The 19,073-nt window shown below is 59.4% G+C and carries 19 protein-coding genes; 12 read left to right on the top strand and 7 right to left on the bottom strand.

What is annotated here, in order from left to right; translation table 11 throughout:
• The first annotated feature begins 3 nt into the window (after window positions 1–3).
• Complete coding sequence (gene ribH, locus ACIGGE_RS13065; protein WP_196846212.1) at window positions 4–426, top strand: 6,7-dimethyl-8-ribityllumazine synthase; 423 nt, start codon at window positions 4–6, stop codon at window positions 424–426.
• Here the strand turns inward: ribH and ACIGGE_RS13060 are convergent.
• From ACIGGE_RS13060 to ACIGGE_RS13045, 4 genes are all read right to left on the bottom strand, one after another.
• Window positions 423–1,514, bottom strand: coding sequence for a hypothetical protein (locus ACIGGE_RS13060; RefSeq protein ID WP_397490676.1), 1,092 nt, complete (start codon window positions 1,512–1,514; stop codon window positions 423–425). The two genes, ribH and ACIGGE_RS13060, sit on opposite strands and share 4 nt — an antisense overlap.
• Window positions 1,514–2,563, bottom strand: a complete 1,050-nt coding sequence (locus ACIGGE_RS13055; RefSeq protein WP_397490675.1) for a phosphotransferase family protein — start codon at window positions 2,561–2,563, stop codon at window positions 1,514–1,516. Before ACIGGE_RS13055 ends, ACIGGE_RS13060 begins: the two co-directional genes overlap by 1 nt.
• A 134-nt stretch (window positions 2,564–2,697) precedes the next feature.
• Complete coding sequence (eno, locus tag ACIGGE_RS13050) at window positions 2,698–3,987, bottom strand: phosphopyruvate hydratase (protein ID WP_397490674.1); 1,290 nt, start codon at window positions 3,985–3,987, stop codon at window positions 2,698–2,700.
• Window positions 3,988–4,057: 70 nt separating this feature from the next.
• Window positions 4,058–4,276 (bottom strand): hypothetical protein, encoded by a 219-nt coding sequence (locus ACIGGE_RS13045; RefSeq protein WP_397490673.1) that lies wholly within the window; start codon window positions 4,274–4,276, stop codon window positions 4,058–4,060.
• A 13-nt stretch (window positions 4,277–4,289) separates the two neighbouring features.
• Between ACIGGE_RS13045 and ACIGGE_RS13040 the strand changes: the two genes are divergently transcribed.
• The 5 genes from ACIGGE_RS13040 to ACIGGE_RS13020 all read left to right on the top strand — a co-directional run bounded on the left by ACIGGE_RS13040 (window position 4,290) and on the right by ACIGGE_RS13020 (window position 6,495).
• On the top strand, window positions 4,290–4,799 hold the full coding sequence (locus ACIGGE_RS13040) for a hypothetical protein (RefSeq protein ID WP_397490672.1): 510 nt from the start codon (window positions 4,290–4,292) through the stop codon (window positions 4,797–4,799).
• A 22-nt stretch (window positions 4,800–4,821) separates the two neighbouring features.
• Window positions 4,822–5,253, top strand: a complete 432-nt coding sequence (locus ACIGGE_RS13035; protein ID WP_397490671.1) for a phage holin family protein — start codon at window positions 4,822–4,824, stop codon at window positions 5,251–5,253.
• A complete protein-coding gene (locus ACIGGE_RS13030; RefSeq protein WP_222827411.1) occupies window positions 5,250–5,573 on the top strand; it encodes a hypothetical protein in 324 nt (107 codons plus the stop codon). The genes ACIGGE_RS13035 and ACIGGE_RS13030 overlap by 4 nt, the downstream gene beginning before the upstream one ends.
• 48 nt (window positions 5,574–5,621) lie before the next feature.
• Window positions 5,622–6,152, top strand: a complete 531-nt coding sequence (locus ACIGGE_RS13025; protein ID WP_397490670.1) for a hypothetical protein — start codon at window positions 5,622–5,624, stop codon at window positions 6,150–6,152.
• Window positions 6,153–6,264: 112 nt separating this feature from the next.
• Window positions 6,265–6,495 carry a DUF4170 domain-containing protein gene (locus ACIGGE_RS13020; protein ID WP_103023413.1) on the top strand — a complete coding sequence of 77 codons (231 nt, stop codon included), beginning with the start codon at window positions 6,265–6,267 and terminating at the stop codon, window positions 6,493–6,495.
• 138 nt (window positions 6,496–6,633) lie between these two features.
• Here ACIGGE_RS13020 and greA read toward each other — a convergent pair whose 3' ends face one another.
• From greA to carA, 3 genes are all read right to left on the bottom strand, one after another.
• On the bottom strand, window positions 6,634–7,101 hold the full coding sequence (gene greA, locus ACIGGE_RS13015) for a transcription elongation factor GreA (RefSeq protein WP_103023412.1): 468 nt from the start codon (window positions 7,099–7,101) through the stop codon (window positions 6,634–6,636).
• A 112-nt stretch (window positions 7,102–7,213) separates the two neighbouring features.
• Window positions 7,214–10,537, bottom strand: a complete 3,324-nt coding sequence (carB, locus tag ACIGGE_RS13010; protein WP_103023411.1) for a carbamoyl-phosphate synthase large subunit — start codon at window positions 10,535–10,537, stop codon at window positions 7,214–7,216.
• Between the two features lie 94 nt (window positions 10,538–10,631).
• The gene (gene carA, locus ACIGGE_RS13005; RefSeq protein ID WP_397490669.1) at window positions 10,632–11,810 is read right to left on the bottom strand and encodes a glutamine-hydrolyzing carbamoyl-phosphate synthase small subunit; all 1,179 of its coding nucleotides are present in this window, start codon (window positions 11,808–11,810) and stop codon (window positions 10,632–10,634) included.
• Between the two features lie 149 nt (window positions 11,811–11,959).
• Between carA and ACIGGE_RS13000 the strand changes: the two genes are divergently transcribed.
• The 6 genes from ACIGGE_RS13000 (at window position 11,960) to ACIGGE_RS12975 (ending at window position 19,012) form a co-directional block, all read left to right on the top strand.
• Window positions 11,960–12,412 (top strand): GatB/YqeY domain-containing protein, encoded by a 453-nt coding sequence (locus tag ACIGGE_RS13000; RefSeq protein WP_103023409.1) that lies wholly within the window; start codon window positions 11,960–11,962, stop codon window positions 12,410–12,412.
• Entirely contained in the window at window positions 12,409–13,101 is a 693-nt protein-coding gene (locus ACIGGE_RS12995) for a hypothetical protein (RefSeq protein WP_397490668.1), read from the top strand. The genes ACIGGE_RS13000 and ACIGGE_RS12995 overlap by 4 nt, the downstream gene beginning before the upstream one ends.
• A 36-nt stretch (window positions 13,102–13,137) precedes the next feature.
• Window positions 13,138–14,994 carry a DNA primase gene (dnaG, locus tag ACIGGE_RS12990; RefSeq protein WP_397490667.1) on the top strand — a complete coding sequence of 619 codons (1,857 nt, stop codon included), beginning with the start codon at window positions 13,138–13,140 and terminating at the stop codon, window positions 14,992–14,994.
• 52 nt (window positions 14,995–15,046) lie between these two features.
• Window positions 15,047–17,068 carry an RNA polymerase sigma factor RpoD gene (rpoD, locus tag ACIGGE_RS12985; protein ID WP_196846222.1) on the top strand — a complete coding sequence of 674 codons (2,022 nt, stop codon included), beginning with the start codon at window positions 15,047–15,049 and terminating at the stop codon, window positions 17,066–17,068.
• A 166-nt stretch (window positions 17,069–17,234) separates the two neighbouring features.
• Window positions 17,235–18,650 carry a sensor histidine kinase gene (locus ACIGGE_RS12980; RefSeq protein ID WP_397490666.1) on the top strand — a complete coding sequence of 472 codons (1,416 nt, stop codon included), beginning with the start codon at window positions 17,235–17,237 and terminating at the stop codon, window positions 18,648–18,650.
• Window positions 18,651–18,652: 2 nt separating this feature from the next.
• Window positions 18,653–19,012, top strand: coding sequence for a response regulator (locus ACIGGE_RS12975; protein ID WP_397490665.1), 360 nt, complete (start codon window positions 18,653–18,655; stop codon window positions 19,010–19,012).
• The last annotated feature ends 61 nt before the right edge of the window (window positions 19,013–19,073 follow it).

The raw sequence follows: 19,073 nt of genomic DNA, 5'->3' as shown, positions 1-19,073 counted from the left end.
TTTATGGCCCGTTTCCTGATCGTCGAAGCCCGTTTCTACGACCACCTCAACGACATGCTCATTTCCGGCGCTCGGTCGGCTATCGAAGCCGCTGGACACGCGTGTGAAGTGCTGACCGTTCCCGGCGCGCTCGAAGTTCCGGGCGCAATCGCGCTAGCTTCGGAGAGCGGCCACTACGACGGCTATGTCGGGATTGGCGTGGTCATTCGCGGCGAAACCTATCATTTTGAAATCGTCGCAGGCGAAAGCGCGCGAGGGATCATGGCTTTGACGATGGACGGTATGGCCATCGGCAACGGGATCCTCACGGTCGAGAATGAGGAACAGGCGCTGGTCCGCGCCGATCCGCAACAAAAGGACAAGGGCGGCGAAGCTGCCAAGGCGGCCTTGGCGCTTTACGATCTGCAAGGAAGGTTCGCGGCCTAAGCGGCGCCGTCGAGCAATTGATCGAGGCCCAAAGGGGAAAAAGGCCCAATGATCAGCTGCTCGAACACCCCGATGCCCTCCGCCCCGTCACTGGCAACGACGTGGACGGGCAATTGGACATGCAGGTTCTCAGGCGCAAGAGGCTCGATATCGGAGAGATCGATACCCTCCCGCTCGACCTTCAGTTTGCCGTGATAGAGGCCGTGTCCCCATTCTGGATGGGTATAGCCAAGGCCGCGCATCTGAAAGCGCCCTAGCGGTTCGAACGTGACCTGTTCAGGCGCTCCGCGTAGTGCCAGGGATAGCGTCCCTCCGGATGGCCAGCGCGTTCCGGAGCGAAGGCGCGTTCGCATGCCGCCGTGCCCCTCCTCTATTTCGGCTACCGAAGCGCCCTCTCCTGCCCACGCAGCACGGGTGTTCCACGCATTGCCGTGCTGATCATTATTTACGTGAAAGAACAGGCTGCCATCTGGAAAGTTGATCGGCGTCCATTGCCAAAAAAACGCCGGGCCCGGTGATCCGGGAATCGGCTGCGCATCGCGCGCACCGATGGGCCTCACGCCCCAGCTGCGATCACGGGTGCCCATCGTGCCTGCGGCAAGGTCGCGCTTTGTCCCGTCCACTTCGATCCATCCGGTGTAACGACCGTTCTGGGTGAGACGCGTGTAATCCATGAAGGCGCGCGGACCGATACGGTGAGTGAACCGTGGCTCCTCAATGGGGAAGGCGCGGCCAGTAAAGGTAATGTCTGCGGAAATCCCATCGAAGGGCTCGAGCCGGATGCGAAGCATGTGCAGCGGCTCAATAATTTCGATGGAAATCGGGCCCGCCGCCATGACCATACGTTCCATGCTTAGCTCAGCGCTTGCGTGGACGCAGTGTTGTATTCCTTCGTGCACCACGTTGAAATGCGCATCGATCACATCGAGATGCGGATATACACCGAGCGCAACGGCAAAGAACCCGCTGCCATCCGGCGCGTAGCCGTTGAAAAAATACCGATCGTAAAAATTCCGGTCCGTGCCGGCGTAGGCGACGGGTTCGGGCGTCTGGTGGATGGGGTAATCGTCACCGCGGCTTAGAACCATTACAACGCCTCCTTCAACGCAGCCATACTTTCGCGGGCAAGTGCCAACGAACACGCGCCGCGCGCCATAGACAGAAAATTCGCGTCGCCGCGCGCGGTCCGTTCGACGAATGCTGCACTGAACACGGCTGTCGACACACCGTGCAGGATGCCGAGCCGGTAATCCATTTCCATGTCGTCGTGGCTAAACACCATTCCCCGCTGGTGCATTTCTGCGCGCCAGAGATCCAGCAAGTCCCACTCGTGTTCCTGCCAAACAGCCTGCCCCAGTCCGCACCCCAGGAGGTAACCCACGTCCGTCATCGGTCTGCCGGCAGTGACGGTCTGCCAGTCGAGGATAGCGATACGTTCCCGTCCACCCTTGATGTCGAAGAGCATGTTATCAAGACGGAAGTCGCCGTGAACCAGACATTGCGTTGGTGCCTCCCGCTCGAACCATTCCGTACTCGCATCTGCCAGATCGTCGCAGATTCTCATGTATTCGGGTTCTAGGGTTTCGGCGTAACGATCACGGAATACTGCCTGCGCCTGGGGATACATCACCTTCAACTTCGCACGGAGATCGGGTAGCGGCGCGACCCACGATGCCTCGAGCAGATCCTGTCGGCCCCAGCTAGACCCGTGAATTGCGGCTGCCTGGATCATGGCAGCGCGAGCATCAGCTATGCTGCAACTGCTGATCTGGTCGCCCTGCCTTGCCGGGCCGACGTCTTCAAATAACAGGAAGAAATCGCTGCCAGTCTCATCGACGTCGGCGAAGAATATCTGGGGGACACGGACTTCGAGTAGAGCTGCCGCAGATCGGTAGAATTCGACCTCCTTGCGATAAAGGCCCAGCATCGCAGCGGTATTTCTGCTGGCAGTGTCTGCAGCAGGAAACTTCCCCGCAAGGGTCCTCTCGGCCCCTTCACTCGCGAAATGAAAGCGGACGCTGTCACCCACCTGACCCGTGCCGATGGGTTCCCAGCGGACGGCATCCACCGGCACGCCCAGTACATTGCCGAGCCAATCGGCCGTCACCCCATCCGGATGCACCGGAAATCCTGCCACGCCCCTCTCCCACAACGAGCAATGGCGCAACGCTAGCGAGCGTTGAGCGTCCTGACAATTAATCAGAACATGCCCGTCTGCTCACGCGAATGGGAGTAGCTCTTCTGCCCTCAGATCCGGGTGGCCGCCAAAAGCTAGCTGCCAATACGGCCGAAACATCCACGCCCGGCGTAAAATGCGCTGTCGCCCAGTTCTTCCTCGATGCGGATCAACTGATTGTATTTCGCAAGCCGGTCAGAGCGTGCGAGCGAGCCGGTCTTGATCTGACCGCAGTTCGTCGCAACCGCCAGATCGGCGATCGTCGCATCTTCGGTTTCACCCGACCGGTGCGACATGACAGCTGTATAACCGGCACGGTTTGCAATGCTGACTGCATCGAGCGTTTCCGAGAGCGTGCCGATCTGGTTGACCTTCACCAGCAGAGAATTCGCAAGGCCCTGATCGATCCCTTCGCGAAGGCGCTGGGGGTTCGTGACGAACAGATCGTCGCCGACCAGTTGCACGGTGTTGCCGATCCGGTCGGTCAAGGCCTTCCAGCCCTCGAAATCGTCTTCCGCCATACCGTCTTCTATCGAACGGATGGGATAATCCCGGCACAGCTTGTCGAGATATTCGGCCAGCTCATGACCGTCGAGCGACAGGCTCTCGCCGGAAATTTCGTACTTGCCGTCCTTGAAGAATTCGGTCGACGCGCAGTCGAGCGCCAGTGCGATATCCTCGCCTGGTTTGAACCCGGCCTGCTCGATAGACGCCATGATGAAGTCGAGCGCATCGCGCGTGCTGGCCAGATCGGGGGCGAAACCACCTTCGTCGCCGACGGCTGTGGCCAAGCCCTTTTCATGCAGCTTCTTCTTCAGGGTGTGGAACACCTCGGCGCCCCAGCGCACGGCTTCGGTCAGGCTGTCCGCACCGATCGGCATTACCATGAATTCCTGGATATCGATCGGGTTGTCGGCGTGCTCGCCGCCATTGATGATGTTCATCATCGGCACGGGAAGAACATGTGCCGATACGCCGCCGATATAGCTATAGAGCGGAAGACCGCGGGCATTCGCTGCAGCCTTCGCCACGGCCATGCTCGTGCCGAGGATGGCGTTCGCTCCGATGCGGCCCTTGTTCGGCGTTCCATCAAGGGCGATCATGGACAGATCGATGTCGCGCTGGTCTTCGGCATCGAATGCACCGACCAGCAAATCCCTGAGTTCGGTGTTCACGGCGCCGACGGCCTGGGTCACGCCCTTGCCGAGATAGCGATCCTTGTCCCCGTCACGCAGTTCGACCGCTTCGTGGGCGCCGGTGGACGCTCCGCTGGGAACGGCGGCGCGGCCGAAACTGCCGTCGTCCAGCAGCACATCGACTTCGACGGTTGGATTGCCCCTCGAATCGAGAATTTCGCGGGCATGGATGTCGATAATCGCGGTCATGGGTCAAAGCGCTCCGGGCAAAGGTGTTGTAATGGGCTATAACACCCCCAGATGGGGAGTCGGCAGCGCTCTATTCGCCGGAACATTGGCGCGCAAGTTGCGTTGCACCATCGAAGGCGAATTCGCCGAACGAATACGAATTGAGGGCAAGGACGAGTACTATGGCTGAAACCACACCAGACGGCATACCAACCAAGCGCAAAGCCTCTGCCGCAAAGAAACCAGCATCAAGCAAAACAACAACCGCCAGCAAGCCGCGCAAGACCGTGGCGAAGAAAGGCGTAGCCAAGGAGACTGCTCCCGTGACCAATACCGCTACCAACACCACCGCCTTGAGCAACCGCGCCGAAGCCAAGTCGCGCTTCAACGCCGCGCTGGAAGAAGCCAAGGCCGGCGCCGCAGCGCTCAAGGCTGAGGGCAAGGACCGCGCAGCAGCCTATCGCGACCAGGCTCGCCACAAGGGCGATGACTGGGTGAGCGAAGCCAAGGCCTATGGTGAAGACGCTAAGGTCAAGGGCCGCGAACTCGCTACCGAAGGTAAGGTGAAGGCTGGCGAAGGCCTGCGTTCGCTCAGCAAGCTGGTCAACGAAAACGCGCATCAGGTCGATGAACGGCTCGGCGCCAAATACGGCGATTATGCCCGCAGCGCGTCCAAATCGATCGACGGTTACGCCAGCAAGCTCGACGAAAAGAGCGTCGACGACCTGGTAGAAGACGGTCGCGAATTCGTTCGCAAGAGCCCCGGCAAGGCGCTGGGAATTGCGGCGGTCGTCGGCTTCATGCTTTCGCGCCTCTTCCGCGGCTCGCGCTAAGCGAGTGGCGTCGGGGGCAGAAATGCGGGACGATGATAACGAGCGGGCCGAGGGTTATCCCGGCCCGCTCGATTTACCTGACGGACACAGCGCTCCTGATACGGATGAACCGGAGGCGCGCCAGTTCTCACTGACGGACGATGTGCTGGCACTGTTCGAAGACGGCAAGACCTATGCCGAAGCCGAATTGCGCTTTCAGAAAAGCCGCGCGGGGTTTGTGGGCAATCGCGTCAAGAGCGCGCTGATCTACATCTTTGCCGCATTCGGCATGTTTCATCTCGCCCTGATCGCGGCGACGGTTGGTCTCGTTCTGGCTCTCATACCCATTACCGGGCCGCTGGGTGCCACGCTGATCGTCACTATCAGCCTTGTCGTAATCGGCTTGATCATGCTGCGCCTTCTCAAAGGCCGGATCGACGATATCCGCGACGCTTTCGAAGGGGACGATGAATGACTTCTCGCCGAATGCGAATGCTGGAAGACAAGCATCTGCGCGATTCCGCGCGCGCGTTGATCGATGCCGATATCAAGACGCTCAAATCCAACTTTGCGCACAAAGGCTTGGGTGAACGCGCGCTCGACCGCGTGCGCGAAGGCGCGACGGACCTCTACGACGAAGCCCTCGATGTCGCCGAAGACAACAAGGGCGCGCTCGCCGCGCTGATCGCTGCGATAGTGGTCTGGTTCGCCCGTCACCCCATCCTGGAATTGTTCGGCATCGATACCGACGCCGATGATGAAGATGACGGATATTACCCCAGGTCGGAACATTAACCCTTCCAGGGCCGTTGGTCTGACGAACGCGAAATCCGGAGATTAATCATGGCCAAAGCAGCCAAGAACAATGTCACCCCCATCAGCGCCGACAGCAATCTGAGCGACGAACAGAAGCGTGAAGAGCTTCGTGCGCGCATCGATGCTGGCGAACAGCGCATCCAGGAACGCTCGCTTGCCGATCAGGCGCACGATGCTGCCGACAGTGCGCTTGAATTCACCAAGCGCCACCCGTTCGCCGTCGTTGGCGGTGTGCTTGTCGCAGGTCTTGCCATCGGTGCAATGACGCGGCGCGGCCGCAATCTCGGCCGCCGTGGCGGTATGTTTGCCGGCCTGGCTGCCGATGCAGTCATGGCCTACGGCGCCCGCATGATGGACAGCGTGGCCAGCGGCGCACAATATGCTGGCGATCGCTTCGAAGATTTCGGCGATAATGCAGCCACTGCGGCTCGCGGTCTTCGCCGTGACACCTCCTACAAGCTGGACGTTGCAGGCGATGCGCTGCGCAGTTCGCGCCGCAAGGCAGGCCGCAAGGGCAGCCGCGCCTATCGTTCGCTACGCACGCGTCTGAAATACTGAACAACAGCGATCTTGCATCGCAGGATAACTGAGCGGCGCGACAGACTTGCCTGTGGCGCCGCTTTCGCTATGTGGCGCAACCATCCTCCCTCCCCATCGAGAAAGTCAGAACATGGAAGAAAAAGAGAGCAAACAGGCGCTCTATCTGGTCATGGGCGGCCGGGTCACCGATCCCCGCAACGTAACCTTCAGCGATCCGGAAAGCATTCACGTTGCCGGCGTGTTCAGCAGCTATGAAAATGCCGTGGAAGCGTGGCGCTCGAATGCCCAGCGCACGGTCGATGATGCGGAAATGAAATACGTCATCGTCCACCTTCACAAACTGCTCGATCCGGAAGCCTGATTAGGCAGACGGGCCGTAAGAACCCAATCCCGCCCAGCTTGCGAGCGGGCGGGACGGTTACAGTCGAATATCGAGAGTTCGCCATCGCCCACCTGCATCGGGCTTCCCCGATTTGCAGTTGGGCGACGGAAAATCTCGTCAGATGAATTCGATCTTGTCGATCAGGTAGAACTTGTCGCCGGAAGGTACGGTCACTTCGACCTCTTCCTCGAGCTGCTTGCCGATCAGCGCACGGCCGATCGGTGAATTGTAACTGATCCGGCCCTTTGCGGCGTCGGCTTCTGTCTGGCCGACGATCTGGTACCGCACTGGCTTGTCGTTCTCGTCCAGCAGGGTAACGGTTGCCCCGAAGATAACCTTGTCGCCCGACAGCGTTGTCGGATCGATGATCTGCGCGCGGCTGATCTTGTCTTCCAGGTCGCCGATCATGGCCTCGACCTGGCCCTGGCGCTCCTTGGCAGCGTGGTATTCGGCGTTTTCCGACAGGTCGCCGTGCGCCCGAGCTTCCTCGATCGCATCGACGATCAGTGGTCGTTCCGCCCGCAGGGCTTTGAGATCTGCCGTGAGCTTTTCATAACCCTCGGCCAGCATCGGCACTTTTTCCATAGGACCCCTTGCCCTTCCTGTTCATGCTCACCCTCGGGACAATTCAAACCCGGTCCGCCGATTTGCGGAACCCAGGCGGTTCGAATGTATGGAGGAGCAGGCGTATTCTTCGTCAGCTATAATAGTCTTGCAATGAACGCACTTCAAGCTGGTCCGGCGAAACCTCTGCTATCGCCTGCGCAACGGCGAGCGAGGCAGCGGCCGTCGTATAGTATGGCAGCTTCTTTTCCAGCGCCGCCTCGCGGATGGATTTGCTGTCGAGCAACGACTGCCAGCCTTCGGTCGTGTTGAAGATCAACTGGACTTCGCCATCGATGATCGCATCCACGATGTGGGGGCGTCCCTCGGCCACCTTGTTGACCAGCTCGACCTTAAGCCCCTGGTCGGCGAGGTAGCGCTCGGTCCCGCCGGTTGCGATGACGCGGAAACCCTTGTCCAGCAAGGTCTGCACCGCCGGCACGATCAACGCTTTGTCGCTGTCCTTCACCGATACAAACAGCGTTCCCGACTGCGGCGGTTTCATTCCCGCGCCCAATTGGGATTTGAGGAAGGCGGCCGCGAAACTGCGGTCGATACCCATTACTTCGCCGGTCGACTTCATTTCCGGTGAAAGCACCGGATCGGCACCGGGGAAGCGAGCGAAGGGGAACACGGCTTCTTTAACAGCCATGTGATTGGGGTTGAGGTCGAACGGCTCGAAACTGGTCAGCGGCTGGCCTGCCATGACCAGTGCCGCCACTTTGGCGATTGGACGACCGATGGCCTTGGCCACGAATGGCACGGTACGGCTGGCGCGCGGGTTCACTTCGATCAGATAGACCTCGCCTTCCTTTACCGCGAACTGCACGTTCATCAGACCGCGGACTTGCAACGCCCTGGCTAGGTCGATCGCCTGGCGCTCCATCTCGGCGATGATGTCGCCGGAAAGGCTGTAGGGCGGCAGGGTGCAGGCGCTGTCGCCCGAATGCACGCCTGCTTCCTCGATATGCTGCATCACGCCCGCAATGCGGACCTCTTCGCCGTCCGACACCACGTCGACATCGCATTCGATGGCATCGCGCAGATACTGGTCGACCAGCACGGGGCTGTCGCCCGACACATTCACCGCGGTGTTGATGTAATCGTCGAGCTGGGCCTCGCTGTCGACGATTTCCATCGCCCTTCCCCCCAGCACGTAACTGGGGCGCAGCAGCACCGGATAGCCGATGCGCGCGGCCACGGCTGCCGCCTCGTCGCGGCTCTTGGCGATGCCGTTCATCGGCTGCTTCAGCTTCAGATTGTTGACCAGCTTGGCAAAGCGCTCGCGGTCTTCGGCAAGATCGATCGCGTCAGGCGACGTGCCCAGGATCGGGATGCCTTCGCGTTCCAGCGCAGCGGCTAGTTTCAGCGGGGTCTGACCGCCGAACTGGACGATCACGCCCACGACTTCACCCTTGGACATTTCGACGCGCATGATCTCCAGCACGTCTTCTTCGGTCAGCGGCTCGAAATAAAGCCGGTCGGACGTATCGTAATCGGTCGAAACCGTTTCCGGGTTGCAGTTGACCATGATCGTCTCGAACCCGGCTTCTGCCAGCGCGAAACACGCGTGGACGCAGCAGTAATCGAATTCGATACCCTGCCCGATGCGGTTCGGCCCGCCGCCCAGGATAACGATCTTCTTGCGGTCGCTCGGATCGGCCTCGTCCTCCGCCTCGCCAAAGCTCGGGGCTTCGTAGGTCGAATACATATAGGGCGTGATCGCCTCGAATTCGGCAGCACAGCTGTCGATCCGCTTGAACACGGGATAGACGCCCAGCTTGCGACGCAGCTTGCGGACTTCTTCCTCGCTCGTCGCGCCCGCCATGGCGCGCAGCGCGTCATGCAGCAGGCCGGAACGCTTCGCCTGTGTTTCGCCGAGCCCGCCTGCGACGCCCACCGACCGCACAGCCAGCGTGGCAAGCCGCTTGTCGGAAAAGCCCATCGCCTTCAGGCGGCGCATTTCGGCCGCATCATTGGGCAAGCCATTGTGGCCTATCATCTTCTCTTCATAGATGATTGCCTCGATCTGGCGCAGGAACCATGGATCGAAACCGGTGATCTTGGCGATCTCCTCGACCGTGAAGTCCTCACGGAAAGCCTGGGCGATCTTGAGAATGCGGTCCGGCGTGCGTTTGGAAAGCGATGCGATCACGATCTCGCGGCTCAGCCCTTCGAACTCGGTGATCCGGTTGAACCCGTCCAGCCCGGTTTCCAGACCACGCAGCGCCTTCTGCATGCTTTCGGCAAAGCACCGCCCGATCGCCATGACTTCGCCGACCGACTTCATCGCGGTCGACAGCTCGTTCTTCGAGCCCTTGAACTTTTCGAAGGCAAAGCGCGGAATCTTCGTCACGACGTAGTCGATGGTCGGTTCAAAGCTTGCCGGCGTTGCGCCGGTGATCTCGTTCTGGATCTCGTCCAGCGTGTAACCGACAGCCAGTTTCGCCGCGACGCGCGCGATCGGAAAGCCGGTGGCCTTCGAAGCCAGCGCTGAACTGCGCGATACGCGCGGGTTCATCTCGATCACGATCAGGCGGCCATCCTGCGGATTGACTGCGAACTGTACGTTCGAACCGCCTGTTTCCACACCGATTTCGCGCAGCACTTCGATGCTGGCGGTGCGCATGATCTGGTATTCCTTGTCGGTCAGCGTCAGCGCCGGTGCGACAGTGATGGAATCGCCCGTATGCACGCCCATCGGATCGACATTCTCGATCGAACAGATGATGATGCAATTGTCCTTGCGGTCGCGCACCACCTCCATTTCGTACTCTTTCCAGCCAAGGAGCGATTCCTCGATCAGGACTTCGGTGGTGGGCGACGCATCCAGACCTTCGCGAACGATACGGTCGAATTCCGCCTTGTTGTAGGCGATGCCGCCGCCCGTCCCGCCAAGTGTGAAGCTGGGGCGGATGATGGCGGGAAGACCGGTGGTTTCCAGCACCGCGAACGCCTCGTCGACCGTATTGGCGACGCCGCTGCGCGCGCTTTCCAGACCGATCTTGTCCATCGCCTCGCGGAAGCGCTGGCGGTTCTCGGCCTTGTCGATGGCATCGGCATTGGCGCCGATCATGGTAACGCCGAATTTCTCAAGAACGCCCTGGTTCGCAAGGTCGAGCGCACAATTGAGCGCCGTCTGCCCACCCATCGTCGGCAGCACCGCGTCGGGCCGCTCCTTCTCGATGATCTTCGCGACGATTTCCGGCGTGATCGGCTCGACATAGGTCGCGTCGGCCATTTCCGGATCGGTCATGATCGTCGCGGGATTGGAGTTCACCAGGATGACCCGGTAGCCCTCTTCCTTAAGCGCCTTGATCGCCTGCGTGCCCGAATAGTCGAACTCGCACGCCTGGCCGATAATAATGGGACCTGCGCCAATGACGAGGATCGAGGAGATGTCAGTGCGTTTGGGCATTAGATTTTGGCCATATCGTAAAAGGAGACATGCGCAGTGATTGCTCCTGCTGTTTCAGGAGCAGATCCGGGGATGACGAATTCGTATCGGCGCCTCATCCCAACATTCCCACGAACTTCTCGAAGAGATAGAAACTGTCCTGCGGGCCGGGGCTGGCCTCGGGATGGTACTGGACACCGAAGGCCTTCTTGCCCTTGATGCTGATCCCGCAATTGGTGCCATCGAACAGCGAGACATGGGTCTGCTCGACATTGTCCGGCAGGGTTTCACCGTCGATGGCGAAGCCGTGGTTCATGCTGGTGATCTCGACGAGGCCTTCGCTCTCGCCCCATTCGCTCCCGACCCGCTGGACGGGGTGGTTGGCGCCGCGATGGCCCTGGAACATCTTTGCCGTCTTCGCGCCAGCCGCAATGCCGAGCATCTGATGCCCCAAACAGATACCGAACAACGGTATATCGGCCTCGATCATACGTATGATTGACGGGACTGCGTACTGTCCGGTGGCCGCCGGATCGCCCGGCCCGTTCGACAGAAAAACGCCATCGGGTTCCAGCGCCATGATCTCGTCGAACGAGGTCTTTGCGGGCACGACGGTCACTTTGGCGCCCGCTTTCACGAGGTTTCTGAAGATGTTATCCTTGGCGCCGTAATCGATCGCGACCACGTGGGGCCTGTCGGCATTGCCTTCGCCATAGCCGAAACCAAGCTGCCAGTGCCCGCCGGTCCAGTTTTCCTGCCCTTCCCGCGTCACACCCGGAACAAGGTCGAGCCCCTCCAGCCCGCCCCACTCTTCCGCCTGCTTTTTCAAGGCTTTGAGGTCGAATTCTCCGTGCGGATTATGTGCGATAACCGCATTCGGCGCCCCGCTCATCCGGATCCGCCGCGTCAAAGCGCGCGTATCGACGCCGGAAAGTCCGATCTTTCCGTGGGTTACGCACCATTCCAAAAACTCGTTCTGCGCGCGGAAGCTCGAATGCGGCGTGATCTCCTGCCGCACCACCAGCCCCACCGCGCCCAGCCCACGGCTCTCGTGATCTTCCTCGTTCGCGCCGACATTGCCGATATGCGGGAAGGTGAACGTCACGATCTGGCTGTCGTAGGAAGGATCGGTCATCACTTCCTGATACCCGGTCATCGCGGTGTTGAAGCATACTTCGCCCACTGAGTGACCGCTGGCGCCGAAGCCCTTGCCCCAGATTACGGTGCCGTCGCCAAGGACGAGGACTCCGGTCGCGCCTTTGGGTTGCGCGTGCGAAGATGCGGACAGGGCCATGGGCGCTCCGGGTAAAAAGGTTTCCAGCGATGTGTGCTAAGTCCCAGCCGCTAGGGACCGGGACGATTCCCGTCAAGCGGAACACTTGGCATATCGGTGCACTGTTCTAAATGAGTGGCCAAAACCACCTCCAAACACCGGGAATTCCCATGCTGCGCGAAAATATCCAGGCCGAAACCGTCACCGCCATGAAGGCAAAGGACAAGGATCGCACCGCTGCGCTCCGCCTGATCGGGGCAAAGATCAAGGATCGCGATATCGAATTGCGTACGGCCGACAAGAAGCCCGAGGATGACGAACTCGTCACGGACGTCCTGCTGAAAATGGCCAAGCAGCGTCGCGAATCGATCGAGATGTATGAGGACGGAGGACGGCAGGAGCTCGCCGACAAGGAGAAAAGCGAACTCGCAGTGATCGAGGAGTTTCTCCCCAAGCAGATGAGCGAGGAAGAAACCCGCGCTGCTATCGCCGAGATCAAAACCGATCTTTCGGCCGAAGGCATGAAAGATATGGGCCGGGTTATGGCAGAACTCAAAAGCCGTCACGGCGCAACGCTGGATATGAGCAAGGCAAGCAGTCTGGTGAAGGAAGCACTTTCATGAAGAACGCCCTCGCCCTCCTATCGATTGGCATGCTGGCAGCCTGCGGGTCTTCTGAACCAGAGCCTGCGCCTACCCCCACACCAACCGTTGCCGCACCGCGCACCCTCGTCGGAGCCGATCTCGATCTGTCGACACTCGGAGCGAAAATCGTCGGCCCGCAAGGCCCTGAGGTTCGCACCGTGCTTAGCGCAGGTAATCGCGAGATCGGTCGCCTCGTCAGCTATGTTGCGTGCCCCGCCGATACGGCTGAATGCAAACCAGGCGAAATGCCTGAGGGGACAGTGTACACATACGTGCACAGCGTGACCCTTACCGATGCAGACGATGGGACGGAGATGGCCGAAACGGACGGTCCTGAGGTGATGGAAAGCGCTCCGACCTTGTTCCGCACGATCCGCAAAGTTTCAGGGTTCAACCAATCGGTCGGTTATTCCACTGCGGAAGCGGAAGCGACGCTTGGCGATCCTGACGCCATCTCGATTACCAACGATAGCGGCAGCCTGATCTGGCGAGTATCGCGCGGTTCAGGTTGGAAACCGGGCGGCACAATGACGTTCTGGTGGCAGTCCACTACGCCACCTCAAGGCCCCGCCGAAACGTATCTCCTTGAGGTCGATGGCAATCAGGCCATTGCTACCGGCCCCTTCCCGGCAGAAGAAAAGCCTGTGGAGGGCGCCCGCCCGCGCTAGCGGTCTCGGCAGGGCGCGGGTAAGGTCGGAGACCTCATGGCCCTGTCTCCCCAATGGCTTGACGAATTGCGCATGCGGACCACGCTGTCCGCAGTGATCGGTCGTACCCTTCGGCTGACCAAGGCTGGGCGTGAGTTCAAGGCGTGCTGCCCATTCCACAACGAGAAAACGCCCAGCTTCTACGTCAATGACGAGAAGGGCTTCTACCACTGCTTCGGCTGCGAGGCGCATGGCGATGCCATTCGCTGGATGACCGATCAGAGGGGCATGCCCTTCATGGACGCAGTGAAAGAGCTGGCGGCCGAAGCGGGCATGGAAGTCCCCGCCCCCGACCCCCGAGCAGCCCAGCAAGCGGAGAAGCGCGCCAGCCTCCACGATGTGACCGGCGCCGCTCAAGAATGGTTCGAAGACGAGTTGCGCGGTAGCGACGGGATGCAGGCGCGCAGCTATCTTGGACGCCGAGGATTTACAGATGCCATCATCCGGGAGTTCGGTTTCGGTTACGCTCCGGAAGATCGGCAGGCCCTAAAGCGTGCTCTCGCCCGGTTCGACGAGCCTATGCTCATAGAGGCCGGAATGCGGATCACCGTCGAGGGCAAGGAACCTTACGACCGGTTTCGCGGTCGTTTGATGCTGCCGATTCACGATACGCGTGGACGAGTGATTGCCTTCGGGGGACGCATTCTCGACAGCGAAGCCAATCCGAATGCTCCGAAATATCTGAACAGTCCCGACACGCCGCTCTTCGACAAGGGTCGCACGCTCTACAACCTTCACCGCGCAGCGCCTGCCGCACGCCAAAGCGGCCGCCTTATCGTAGTCGAGGGTTATATGGATGCGATTGCGTTAGCCAATGCAGGAATTCAGGAGGCGGTTGCCCCGCTGGGCACCGCACTGACCGAGAACCAGATCGAACTGCTCTGGCGACAGGTGGAGCAGCCGATCCTGTGTTTCGATGGGGATAATGCCGGACAACGCGCCGCCATGCGAGCAGTGGCACGGGCTCTTCCCATGCTTCGCCCCGCCCACTCCCTTTCCATCGTTCGCATGCCTGCCGGTTTGGATCCCGACGATCTGATACGGGAGAAAGGCGTCGCGGCGCTCGAGGAGCTTCTGGGTCAGCCTTCCAGTCTGCTCGATACCCTCTGGGACTTCGAAAAAGCCGCTTCGCCGCTCAATTCACCGGAAGACAAGGCGGGCTTCAAGGCGCGCCTCCTTGAGCACGTTGAGAACATCCAACACCCCGACATTCGTGCACTCTACAAGCGCGAACTGCTCGAACGCTTCTCTACATTTGCCTTCCCCCCTCGCCCGCAGCGCGAATTTCGTCCACGCAGCGACTGGAAGAAGGGGCAGTTCAAACAGCCCGCTCCAACGCTTTCGCCGAATGCCCGCGATCGCCTTACCCGAGCGATGACCGGAGGTGCCCGCGATGCCTTGACCCGGGCGGTGATTGCCGGCCTGGTGAAGTTCCCGGATCAGATACTGCGACACGAGGAAGCCTTGTCCGATCTGGCCAGACGTGATCAAAATGTCGGTCCCGCGCTCGATTCATTGGTAGAAGCCGCCGAAACGCTTGATTTGTCCGCACGATCGACCATATCGCTGGAACGAGGCCTTCCCGCCCCACCGGAAAAAACATCATTCGCCTTCCTTCATGAAGGCACCGACCCGGTTGATGCGCGCGAGGATCTGGCCGAGGCCGTGTCTTTGCTGGTCGAAAGACCTGCGCTTGAGGCTGCGCTTTCCGCAGCCACTGCGCGTTTCGAACGTGACCCGGAAGGCTCCATCGCCGAACAGGCCCGATTGCGTGAGCGATTACTGGCCCTTAACGAGCGGTTGAAGCGTTTCGGTCGCAAGAAGGCAGCTGCAGACGGCGAATCGGATTCATGATCCCCGCGGTTACGCGACCCGCGGGCAAGAGAAGACTGGACTGAATTACCTTATGGCCACCAAGTCGAAGACCAAGGACGATGGCGATGCTCCCCTGATCGACCTCAATGAGGCATCGGTGAAGAAGCTCATCGCGAAGGCGAAGAAGAAGGGCTACGTCACTTATGACGAGCTCAACGACGCTTTGCCGCAGGGTGAGATGAGCTCCGATCAGATCGAAGACATCCAGTCCGCTCTGTCAGACATGGGTGTGCAGATCGTCGAAAGCGACGAAGATGCCGAGGCTGCCGCTGAAGAAGCGGACGAGGTCGAGGAAATCACGACCGACACCAAAAAGGACAGCAAGGCTACGGCCAAGCCTGCTGCCAAAAAGACCGCAACCGGAGAACGCACGGACGATCCGGTGCGCATGTATCTGCGCGAAATGGGTGCGGTCGAACTGCTCAGCCGCGAAGGTGAAATCGCCATCGCCAAGCGGATCGAAGCCGGACGCGACATGATGATCATGGGCTTGTGCCAGTCTCCGATCACCTTCCACGCAATCATCCAATGGTCGGAAGCCCTGAATGCCGAGGAAATGCAGCTACGCGAGATTCTCGATCTCGATGCCATGCTGTCGAAGGAACCCCCGGCCGACAAGCTGAACGACGACGCCGAAGACGATGACGATGACGGTGAAATCTCCGAAGAGACCGCCGGTCCGACCATCCGTGATGATGACGAGGATGAGGACGACGATTCCAATTCCGACGACGAAGATGGCGAAGAAGGTTCGTCCAAGAGCGACGATGACGAGGAAGAGGACAACACCATGTCCCTTGCTCAGATGGAAGCCGCGCTCAAGCCGGACGCCATCGAGCGCTTTGCTCGGATCACCGATCTGTTCGGAAAGTTCGAGAAGCTCCAGAAGGAACGCGTCGACGTGATGGCCCGCGGCGAGGCGTTCACGCCTGCCAAGGAAAAAAAATACGAGGCGCTTTCCGAGCAGCTTACGGCTGAAGTCGAGAGCGTTCAGTTCCACGCGACCAAGATCGAATTTCTGGTCGATAATCTTTACGCCTTCAATCGCCGCCTGACCGCTTTGGGTGGGCAGATGCTTCGTCTTGCCGAACGCCACAAAGTGAAGCGTATCGATTTTCTCGATGCCTACATCGGCAATGAACTGGACGATAACTGGCTCACCGATCGCGCTAAGAAGGACAAGAAATGGGCGGCCTTCGCCGAGAAGGAAGCCGATGCGGTCGAGCGGATCCGGGCCGAGATTTCCGACATTGCGGGCCAGACTGGCATGGCACTCGAGGAATTCCGCCGGATCGTTAACATGGTCCAGAAAGGCGAGCGCGAGGCGCGTATCGCCAAGAAGGAAATGGTTGAGGCAAATCTTCGCCTCGTGATCTCCATTGCCAAGAAATACACCAATCGCGGTCTGCAATTCCTCGACCTTATCCAGGAAGGCAACATCGGCCTGATGAAGGCGGTCGACAAGTTCGAATACCGCCGTGGATACAAGTTCAGCACCTATGCTACCTGGTGGATTCGCCAGGCAATCACGCGTTCGATTGCCGATCAGGCGCGGACCATCCGTATCCCGGTCCACATGATCGAGACGATCAACAAGCTGGTCCGTTGCAGCCGTCAGTTCCTGCACGATCAGGGACGCGAGCCGACACCTGAAGAGATGGCCGAGAAGCTTTCCATGCCACTTGAAAAGGTGCGCAAGGTCATGAAGATCGCGAAAGAGCCGATCAGTCTCGAGACACCGATCGGTGACGAGGAAGATTCGCATCTCGGCGATTTCATCGAGGACAAAAACGCGATTATTCCGGTCGATGCGGCGATCCAGGCGAACCTCAAGGAAACGGTCACCCGCGTTCTTGCCAGCCTTACGCCGCGTGAAGAGCGCGTCCTGCGCATGCGCTTCGGGATCGGTATGAATACGGACCACACGCTCGAGGAAGTGGGCCAGCAATTCTCTGTCACGCGTGAACGTATTCGTCAGATCGAAGCCAAGGCGCTCCGCAAGCTCAAGCATCCCAGCCGGAGCAGAAAGATGCGGTCTTTCCTCGACCAGTAATACATATCCGCGTCAGGCAGCGGAGTGACCGAAATGTCACACGGCGAAATCCGCTGCCTGTCCCCCGGAACGGACTTTCTTTCCAAGCTTTTCCTTACTCAGTTGGATAGGTGAGCCAAATCCAGGTTCCCGATCCAGTTAGAAAAGCTGGTATTCCGGGGCACGCATGAATTTAGATTTCGAGAGTGTGCTTGCGCGCTCTCCCAACCCTTATGTTATTCTCGATGCATCTCTGGTCATTCAGTGGGCAAATGCAGCCTATCTGAGCGCCACGGAAAGCCGATGGGACGAGATCAAGCAGCGCGGAATTTTTGAAGCCTTCCCGAGCGAAGGTGAAAGTTATCGCCAGTTGAAGTCGTCTTTCGATCGAGTCCTCGAGACCGGCGAAGCTGACGAAATCGCTCGAATCCCTTATAATATTCCAAACGCCCAAGGCGGCTTTGACACCCATATATGGAGCGCCACTCACACGCCTTTTCTCGATGAGAATGGCGATGTCGAATATATTCTCCAGCATACGGTTCGCATCACGGGGTTGGAGCACTCGGGCTCGGAGCGCGACGCTGCCAGCGTCGCCCGGCGCGCCGAAGCGGTGGAGGAACGTTATCGGGGGGCCAGCAAGGAACTGGATCGATTCCGTTCCCTGCTCGAACAAGCACCCGGGTTCGTAGCGGTGCTGAGTGGGCGAGATCATCGATTTGTAATGGCGAATGCTGCGTATCGTCAGCTTGTCGGTCAGCGCAAGCTGGTTGGCAGAACGGTGCCGGAAGCATTGCCGGAAGTTGTCGATCAGGGGTTTATCCAGTTGCTCGACGACGTGCTCGACAAGAACGAGCCATACTTCGGCAAGAAAGAAAGGATCCTCCTGAATTCGGGCGAGGACGGAGAACTTGAGGCCCGTTTTCTCGAGTTCATCTACCAACCGATCCACGGTGGAGACGACTTCGAAGGCATTCTGGTTCAAGGCCATGATGTAACAGAAGAAGTGGCCTTTGAAGAACACCAGCGCATTTTGATCAATGAGCTCAACCACAGGGTCAAGAACACCCTTGCGGTCGTCCAAGGACTCGCAAAACAGTCCTTTCGCTCGGAGCCGGGTTCTACCGGAATAGAAGCATTTTCCAATCGTCTCGCAGCTTTGGCCAGTGCGCATAATCTTCTCACCGAGCGAAGTTGGGAAGCTGCCGATCTGGAATCGATCGTCACAGGATCGCTGGCAGCCACCGCAGGCTCAGATTCGTCGCGATACTCGCTCACAGGACCGAAAGTTGTTCTGGCTCCTCAAACTGCGGTTACGCTTTCGATGGTAGTGCACGAACTATGCACGAACGCCTTGAAATACGGAGCGTTAAGCGAGCCAACCGGCATCGTCGAGATCACTTGGCAAACGCAACCTGCCGAAACAGAAGGCACCTTGCTCATATTCGAATGGAGCGAACATGACGGACCGGTCGTAGTGGAGCCTCAAACCGGCGGTTTTGGATCACGACTGGTCAAGCGAGGTCTCGGAAGCCCGGACAGTCGCACGACCTTGGAATATCGAGCCAGCGGCCTCTATTGCCGGATTGAGGGCGAAGTATGAGCTTGAACGGCAAACATATCCTGGTGCTCGAAGACGAGCCGATCATCGCATTCGCTCTTGAAGACATGCTGATCGAGGAAGGCGCTACGGTTTCGGTTTTCAGTTCGATCGAGCAGGCGCGCGAGGGCCGAGCGAACGAAACGTTCGATTACGCAATCCTCGATGTGAACCTGCATGGCTCAAAAAGTTATCCGCTGGCTTACGAGCTTAAGGCTGACGACATTCCTTTCGCATTTGCGACGGGATACGGAGATGCAGAGCACCCAAAGGAGCTTGCGAATTCCGTGACGATCACAAAGCCATATTCGATCGTCCAAATAAGAGCGGCAATCGAAAGCCTGGAAAGCGCAAGCGAGCGGTAATTTTTCGGTTGCATGCCAAAGCCATCCCTACGCATCCGCTCGATCGATAATGGGATCAAGG

Source organism: Qipengyuania sp. NPDC077410 (assembly GCF_044543405.1).
Lineage (GTDB): Bacteria > Pseudomonadota > Alphaproteobacteria > Sphingomonadales > Sphingomonadaceae > Qipengyuania > Qipengyuania pacifica.
The sequence above is the reverse complement of the archived record's forward strand: the minus strand, read 5'-3'. Positions and strand labels throughout refer to the sequence as shown.

Coding starts and splice junctions, on each gene's coding strand:
- dnaG (WP_397490667.1), top strand. CDS start 13,138: ATGGCCCTGTCTCCCCAATGGCTTGACGAATTGCGCATGCGGACCACG.
- greA (WP_103023412.1), bottom strand. CDS start 7,101: ATGGAAAAAGTGCCGATGCTGGCCGAGGGTTATGAAAAGCTCACGGCA.
- carA (WP_397490669.1), bottom strand. CDS start 11,810: ATGGCCCTGTCCGCATCTTCGCACGCGCAACCCAAAGGCGCGACCGGA.
- rpoD (WP_196846222.1), top strand. CDS start 15,047: ATGGCCACCAAGTCGAAGACCAAGGACGATGGCGATGCTCCCCTGATC.
- ACIGGE_RS13020 (WP_103023413.1), top strand. CDS start 6,265: ATGGAAGAAAAAGAGAGCAAACAGGCGCTCTATCTGGTCATGGGCGGC.
- ACIGGE_RS13025 (WP_397490670.1), top strand. CDS start 5,622: ATGGCCAAAGCAGCCAAGAACAATGTCACCCCCATCAGCGCCGACAGC.
- ACIGGE_RS13000 (WP_103023409.1), top strand. CDS start 11,960: ATGCTGCGCGAAAATATCCAGGCCGAAACCGTCACCGCCATGAAGGCA.
- ribH (WP_196846212.1), top strand. CDS start 4: ATGGCCCGTTTCCTGATCGTCGAAGCCCGTTTCTACGACCACCTCAAC.
- carB (WP_103023411.1), bottom strand. CDS start 10,537: ATGCCCAAACGCACTGACATCTCCTCGATCCTCGTCATTGGCGCAGGT.
- ACIGGE_RS13060 (WP_397490676.1), bottom strand. CDS start 1,514: ATGGTTCTAAGCCGCGGTGACGATTACCCCATCCACCAGACGCCCGAA.
- eno (WP_397490674.1), bottom strand. CDS start 3,987: ATGACCGCGATTATCGACATCCATGCCCGCGAAATTCTCGATTCGAGG.
- ACIGGE_RS12980 (WP_397490666.1), top strand. CDS start 17,235: ATGAATTTAGATTTCGAGAGTGTGCTTGCGCGCTCTCCCAACCCTTAT.
- ACIGGE_RS12995 (WP_397490668.1), top strand. CDS start 12,409: ATGAAGAACGCCCTCGCCCTCCTATCGATTGGCATGCTGGCAGCCTGC.
- ACIGGE_RS13035 (WP_397490671.1), top strand. CDS start 4,822: ATGCGGGACGATGATAACGAGCGGGCCGAGGGTTATCCCGGCCCGCTC.
- ACIGGE_RS13030 (WP_222827411.1), top strand. CDS start 5,250: ATGACTTCTCGCCGAATGCGAATGCTGGAAGACAAGCATCTGCGCGAT.